Genomic DNA, 7,227 nt, shown 5'->3' on the forward strand with positions numbered 1-7,227 from the left:
CAATCACGGATAGCTCACCTGATTTAGAACGAATGCTAACGATGGTCACATAATCTTGATGTCCTTTCTTCATTGAAATTTCATCAACCCCAATGGTCTTGACGGAGGGGTGCACTTTAGCCATTTTGGTTCTTAAGTTAGAGCCATTGACCCCAACCCCTATATTGTCTCCAACACCATGGCAATTTTATGCCGCCTCAGACTATAAAAACCAACACAAGCCAGTAAGGTCGTTGCAATAGCAAAGCCAGCCACTGGCATCAAAGTGCCGTCGTAAAATACACTGCAAATATAAATACCTACAAAGCTAAATGCCATTTCTAGCGCAATCATCAGCGCTGATGCAGCCCCTGCTTGTTTGGGAAAGGGAGCAATAATACACGCCGTTGCGTTACCAAAAATAAGCCCCCAACCAATATAAAGGGGCACACGAATCAACTGCACCCAAAGTGCTGAATGCAACCCATACTCGAGGCCTACCATTAACGCCAAGGTGCTACAAAGGACCCCAGCAAGACCAATGCTAATTAGCCTGTCATTACCCAAGTCCTTCACAAAACGATGACACAACCACCCTCCTGCAAGGTAGGCAACAAACCCCAACGTGACGTAATAGCCAAAATGTTCTAAAGGAACCTCAAGGTGCTCGACAAAGATCAGCGATAAATTGGCAGCATCGACAAACAACAACATAACCATCAAAACTTTAACTATCATATACCTACAGTAAAGCGGTTGAGTAACCACATGGATGTAACCAGACCAAAGAGCTATGAACGAAAAAGAGTGCCGCCTTGAAATAGATTCTTTAAACCCCAAGGAAACCAAAGCAAACGCTGCACAGGACAGCACAAACACGGCAAAAAAGCTTGGGCGCCATCCCCAGAGTTCACCCCAATAGCTTCCCAAAATCGGCGCGATAGCGGGGATAAACCCAGCTACAATATGCACGAGATTTATCATACGAGTGTATTGAGCCCCAGCAGTCACATCCTTGATGGCTGCATTTCCAACGGTCCAGGCCACCCCTGCCCCCATGCCTTGCAACAGTCGTGCTAAAATCAAAGGGTATATGGAAGAGGCCCACACACATGCAAGGCTGGCAACAGAAAACAAGCCCAATCCTGCCACTAACGTGGGACGACGCCCATAAACGTCAGAGAGAGGACCATATAAAAGCGCAGAGATTCCAAGACCAAATAAATAAAAGCTAATGGTCATTTGCACCCAATATTCGTCTACCACAAAGCTACTCCGGATCAACGGCAACAACGGTGCACAAAAGCTTGCAGCAAACTCAACCGTCATAATTACGCTGAGCACAAGCAGGGAAAGACGAAGAGATTGAACCATAAAGGAAATCTAGCTATTGATCCCTGCTGAAGTCAAGAGCAGGTGTGCCCCTGACAGGGTTGTCCAGTGAAAAATATCCCCGAAGGTCGTCATTCCAAGCTACTTTCCTCTGTGGTAAGTTCCAAATTAGGAAGCGAGCTGGTAATTTCGTTAAGTAGATGATTATCCGCAAATTTATTGCCTGCTATGTTAAGTTTTTGTAGCCCCTTAGGCAGCCAATTTCCCATAGTTATTTCATTGTAACTCAAATTAAGGTCCTGCAAATTTGTACATTTCAAAATGGCTGGGATCTGTTTAAGTTTATTGTAAGATAAATCCAAGATCCTTCCAGGAAACCAATCGTTATCAGCCGGTTCAATATGTAGCTGGTTATGCTGCGCATACAACTCTTGCAAATTTTTTAGTTCTTCAAAATACTTTAGATTTGTGAGATTATTGTGACTTATATCTAGAATGGTTATCCAGGTAAATGGAAAATTATAAGACTTTAGTTCTCCATCAATTTTCATATTGCCTGTCAGTTGATTATTAGCTAGGTGAATTTCGTTAATATCTTTTAACAATTCCCCAATCCTTGGCCTAAATAAGTCCGCATCTTCAATGTCAAGATTTTTTAATGCAATTTTTTGCGGAGGATTTTCCAGTATGGGTTGGCTCAAGTTCCAACCTAGATCAAAAAGCGGGCAAATAATTTCATCTTCCCGGTCACCCCACAAACCCCATGCTGGATGATTGAAGAACCTGGAAGTTAAATCTTCCATTGCCTTATTAGGATTAAGATCCAAGTATACCTTTGCAAGCTTTTGCAGCAAGTCATTCAATTTTTGGATCAATATTTCACGTGAGATATGGGGGTTTATCTGTTGACTCGAATCCTCTTCATCGCTTAAATCCTCCTCTTCTTTTTGTTTGTGATGCTTCAAGCGTCCCAATAAATAAATTCTCTCCTGCAAGTAATTAGGTAGATTGTTTACCTCTTTAGGAAACTCGTCTCGCATATCATAGATTGCCTGATCTTTACCCGCAAAAATAGGAACCGTCTTGAGAATCTGTTGCAAAACGTGCCCATAACAAATTTGATGGCTTTTCAGCTCGCAACGACTAGGAAACTCAGACTTGATAATACATTGTGTTTCTGATTCAATCCTAAACTCATCACAACTTATTTCTGACTCTTGAACACCGTTGATTCTCCTGTTGTCGACCCTTTGGTATTCTTTTATTTTTAACTCTTGAAGAATGCTACGCTCAGGTACATTTGAGAAATTAATTGATATTTTCTGATTTTTCCATAGGAACACGTGGGAAAATTTTCCTAAACTTACACTGCTCTCACAATCTATTGGAATTTTCCCATAAACAGCTTCTACTTTTTTCTTTTCATCAAAATCACTCGAATCTTGATCTAGATGGGGATCTGCCCTTAAAGATTGTCGCTTTTCTCTTATTTTATACCAGAATTGTCTGCGATATTTACCTATCATTCCCCGATCCATGGCCACCAACAACTTCCCTTGCAAAGTTTGGTATCCCACGACTTTATCTTGCCTTTGTTGACACATAGGGCCTTGATAACCAGCCGATTTAATTCTAGCCTTAAGGTCTTCTAATTTAACATTTGCCTTTAACCAATTACTCCAGCCTCCTTTAACCTGAGGCTGATAAACAGATTCGTAATATCCGCGCATACCCAGGAAAAAATAGTACTCCTGCTGGAGACGTGATATGAGGTGCGGCAAGCGATAAATTTCCAATTCAGCCGCAAAGGGACCAACAGAGTGCTGTTGTTCAAATCGATTTAGTCCCTTACATTGATCTGGAGATTTGCTGTAGCCAGGTTCTACCGTCTTATCATATAAGTGGGTACAAAAACGGACAAATTCTTCATCGTGACTGTAGTTGCTGTAGTGATTTTTTACATAATAAAAGAGATACTCCATTTTTTCTTTTTCTGCTCTAGTTTCCAGAAACTGTTCTTGTGGATGTTCTAATTCCACCTGTTGTTCCGTAGTAGCTTGATGCAGGGTTTGTGCACGGGTATTTCTCAAAATTTCCATAATCTCTACAGATCCCTTTAAATCCTTACCAGGGTGAAAATGCACTTCTTCAACATCCGTTGGATCATTTAAATACTGGGATCGTTTTTCTTGATAGTCAGATTTCGCCTTTTCATAAGCTTGTTGAACCTTTTTAAGTTCTTTTTCTTTGTCAGCATACTCGCTTTTTCTTTTGTTAAACGCTTTAACCCAGGTTTTGTAGTACTTTTGGATATCTAATGGCAGTCGCTTCTGCTTTCTCTCCTTCCCATTAACACTGACGATTGCAAATTCTGGTTGCTTGCGCCACGGAAAATTTTTCTTATTTTTAGCAAAAATTGTGGCCTCTTCACTGCTACACTTCAAGTACTCATACACAATTTTTCCCTGTATCACTGCCCACAGCGGTTCATGATTCGGCAGCAAAACATGATCTATAAGTTCATCCAATTCTTTGGGAAACCCAGTATCTCTTCCCCATCCTTGCCGTACTGCTGCCTCCCTTTCCTCTGAATCACTTGATGCTACAAGCAAACTTGAAACACTTATTCCCAACAACAAACCGAAAAACAAGTGTTTGCACCAAAAAAATACACCGAACAACTGGAACACCGCTTTCTCCTTTTTATTAATTCCACTTTTACACGCAAGCAAGTTACACGTTCCAGTCTCGGTTATCACCACCTTTGGCTAGTTAAAGATTAGCTGCAAAATTAGTGTCCATAATAACTTGGCTACTTAGATTTTTTAGGTCCCTTCTTATCATCATCATCACCATCAGGATTATCAGAACCTCGTTCCTGAGCTCGGCTCATCGCTTCACCTAAGATGTCACCAAGGCTAGCACCACTATCTGTGGATCCATATTCCTGCATGACCTTCTTTTCTTCATCAACCTCTCGGGCTTTCACTGACAAGGATAAATTCCGAGCCTTACGATCAATGAAAATAATCTTAGCGTCAACCTTTTCACCAACCGCATATCGATCGGACCTACGATCTTTACGATCTTTGGCCATCTCAATTTTACGGATAAAGCCAAGAATACCATCACCCACTGTGACCTCAATTCCTGCCTCTTGAATCTCTGTCACTTCACACGTAACCACAGACCCAGATTTCATTTGGCCAATACCTGAAAAGAAAGGATCATCCATAAGCTGCTTCACCCCAAGAACCACCCGTTCTTTTGCAGGATCAATATCCAAAACCTTGACCTTAATCGTCTGACCTTTTTTGTATTGCTTCAAGGCCTCATCGCCAGACATATCCCAAGAAAGATCTGACAAGTGAACCATACCATCAATGTCATCCGTCATTTCGACAAACAAGCCAAACTCGGTAATGCTCTTTACCCTTCCTTCGTGTTCGCTTCCTATGCTGAAATCTTCCTGAAGCTTTTCCCATGGGTTGGCAACACATTGCTTAATACCCAGGGCAATCCGTCGTTTGTCAGGGTCAACGTCAAGCACCTTAACCTCAACTTTTTGCCCAACGGAAGTCAGTTGATTTGGGTGTACCCCTTTGTGCGTCCAGCTCATATCCGTAACGTGCGATAAACCTTCAATACCATCATCCAATTCAATGAATGCACCATAATCTGTAATATTCGTCACCGTTCCTTCAAGCTTGGAATTTACAGGATATTTCGTTTCAACTCCTACCCAGGGATCTTCTTCTAATTGTTTCATACCCAGCGAAACACGCTTTGTTTCTTGGTTAAAGCGAATCACGCGCACCTTAACAGTTTGCCCTATTTCCATAACATCTGAAGGATGATTGATACGCTTCCAAGACATATCAGTCACATGGAGCAGACCATCAATACCACCAAGGTCGATAAACGCCCCGTAATCCGTGATGTTCTTGACGGCCCCTTCAATGACCTCACCCTCTTTTATGGTTTTCATTAACTCATCGAGCGCTTCAGCTCTGGATTCTTCCATAATAGAGCGACGGGATACCACGATATTTCCCCTAGCACGATCCATTTTCAGGATCTGGAAGGGCTGATCGATACCAAGTAAGGGTGCTATATCCTTGATAGGACGCACATCTACTTGAGATCCCGGAAGAAAAGCGATGGCCCCATTAAGGTCAACTGTAAAACCACCTTTGACTCTGCCAAAAATCACACCATTGACATGTTTGTTGTCCTGGAAAGATTTCTCAAGCTCAACCCAAGCTGCTTCTCTGCGGGCTTTTTCATAGCTTAAGACGACTTGACCTTCCCGATTCTCCATTCGATCAAGGTAAACTTCAACCTCATCTCCAATTTTGAATTCAGGAATCACCCCAGAAGTAGAAAATTCTCTCAGCGGAACGCGCCCTTCTGATTTCAAGCCGACATCAATTAAGACCGCTTCTTGGTCAATTTTGATAATTGTACCTTTAACAACTCCACCGGTCAGTTTTTTCGAGCTGATAGGATCTTGATCTAAAAGCGCTGCAAAATCCATGTTATCTTCAGAACTGCTGGGAGTCTTTAAAGTTTGATCTGTCATGTTTATGTTAATCCAATATGTTTATGCGTTAGAGTTAATCCATAGCGGCCTGAAATCATGCCACCTCTCGTATTTTCACCGTTACCGTTCTTCAGCTTTTTCAGTATCCTGCATTCTTTGCTGAACGAACTTAACTGCCGTCTCAACCATCTCATCAATGGTGAAATCCGATGTATCTATTATATACGCATCTGCAGCTGCCTTTAAAGGGCTGACTGCTCTACTTTGATCTCGTGCATCACGTTTTTGCATTTCTTGCAACACTGAATCGTATGTACAAGCTACTCCACGCGCTTTGAGCTCTTTAAAACGCCGCGTGGCTCGAATTTCTGGCCTTGCTGTTACAAAAAATTTTACATCAGCATGGGGCAAAATCTCAGTACCAATATCTCGGCCATCAAGGACAACACCACACTTGTTGGCGGGAGGGTTTTCGGCAAAATCTCTTTGAAAACCCAACAAAGCTGATCGCACCACCTCAATAGCCGCAACCTTCGAAGCCATCTGCGCTACAGTGTCACTACGTAATTCAGGTTTTTTAAGATCATTCTGCGATAAACTAGAGACAATTTTCGCAAGTGCTTGAGGATCTGTTAGATCGCAATCTTGCGATAGACCTTTCCAAGCAACTGCCCGATAAATCAAGCCTGTATCCAGGAAAGCAAGCCCTAAAGTCTTGGCTAAACCTCGGGAAAGTTCTCCCTTGCCTGCACCACTGAAACCATCAACGGCTATGACCAGCAAGATGACGCCTTATTCAACGGAAAATCCCTTAAAGCGATTTTTAAACTTGGCCAATTGACCACCTGTGTCCAACAAGCGATGTTGACCTGTCCATGCTGGATGCGTTGAGGGATCAATCTCAAGACGCAAAGTATCACCTTTTTTGCCCCAAGTTGACTTAGTCTCAAATGTTGTCCCGTCAGTCATCATCACCTTGATGGTATGATAATCTGGATGGATATCTTTCTTCATCAATAATCTCCTTATGGGCTCCTTTATACGCGAAATATGGGTAAATTACAAGATTATAATGGATTCCTGATCTATACTGAAGCTAAATCAAACTGTAAGGGACAGGTTGCCAGCTTTCAAATCACCCCAGGTAAAATTGATAAAAAATGCAAATCACATGCCCATGCCAAGTTTATGTTTATATACTAAAGTGAAATCAAAACCTCTGTTTCCTGATACGCTAGAAGTGCTCATTTACCCAAGTAAACTGCAAGCTGGTAGCTATCAGGGCTGTTCAGTGAAACCAACACGGCCGTCATCCTGAACGCTGATTTTCCGAACGTGCGACTGTAAGTCGCACGAATTGGAAAATCTTTGCG

At 42.2% G+C, this 7,227-nt stretch carries 5 protein-coding genes; all 5 read right to left on the bottom strand.

Features of this window, described 5'->3' with window-relative positions; translation table 11 throughout:
• Window positions 1–159 precede the first annotated feature (159 nt).
• Window positions 160–1,353, bottom strand: a complete 1,194-nt coding sequence (locus tag ABFQ95_06775; GenBank protein MEN8237223.1) for an MFS transporter — start codon at window positions 1,351–1,353, stop codon at window positions 160–162.
• Between the two features lie 89 nt (window positions 1,354–1,442).
• Window positions 1,443–4,001 carry a hypothetical protein gene (locus tag ABFQ95_06780; protein MEN8237224.1) on the bottom strand — a complete coding sequence of 853 codons (2,559 nt, stop codon included), beginning with the start codon at window positions 3,999–4,001 and terminating at the stop codon, window positions 1,443–1,445.
• Between the two features lie 122 nt (window positions 4,002–4,123).
• Window positions 4,124–5,893: a 30S ribosomal protein S1 gene (locus ABFQ95_06785; protein ID MEN8237225.1), complete on the bottom strand. Its 1,770-nt coding sequence runs from the start codon at window positions 5,891–5,893 to the stop codon at window positions 4,124–4,126.
• 81 nt (window positions 5,894–5,974) lie between these two features.
• Window positions 5,975–6,637, bottom strand: coding sequence for a (d)CMP kinase (gene cmk / locus ABFQ95_06790; protein ID MEN8237226.1), 663 nt, complete (start codon window positions 6,635–6,637; stop codon window positions 5,975–5,977).
• 9 nt (window positions 6,638–6,646) lie between these two features.
• Window positions 6,647–6,868, bottom strand: a complete 222-nt coding sequence (gene rpmE, locus ABFQ95_06795; GenBank protein ID MEN8237227.1) for a 50S ribosomal protein L31 — start codon at window positions 6,866–6,868, stop codon at window positions 6,647–6,649.
• Window positions 6,869–7,227: the final 359 nt, after the last annotated feature.

This window comes from Pseudomonadota bacterium (assembly GCA_039714795.1).
GTDB lineage: Bacteria > Pseudomonadota > Alphaproteobacteria > JAGOMX01 > JAGOMX01 > JBDLIP01.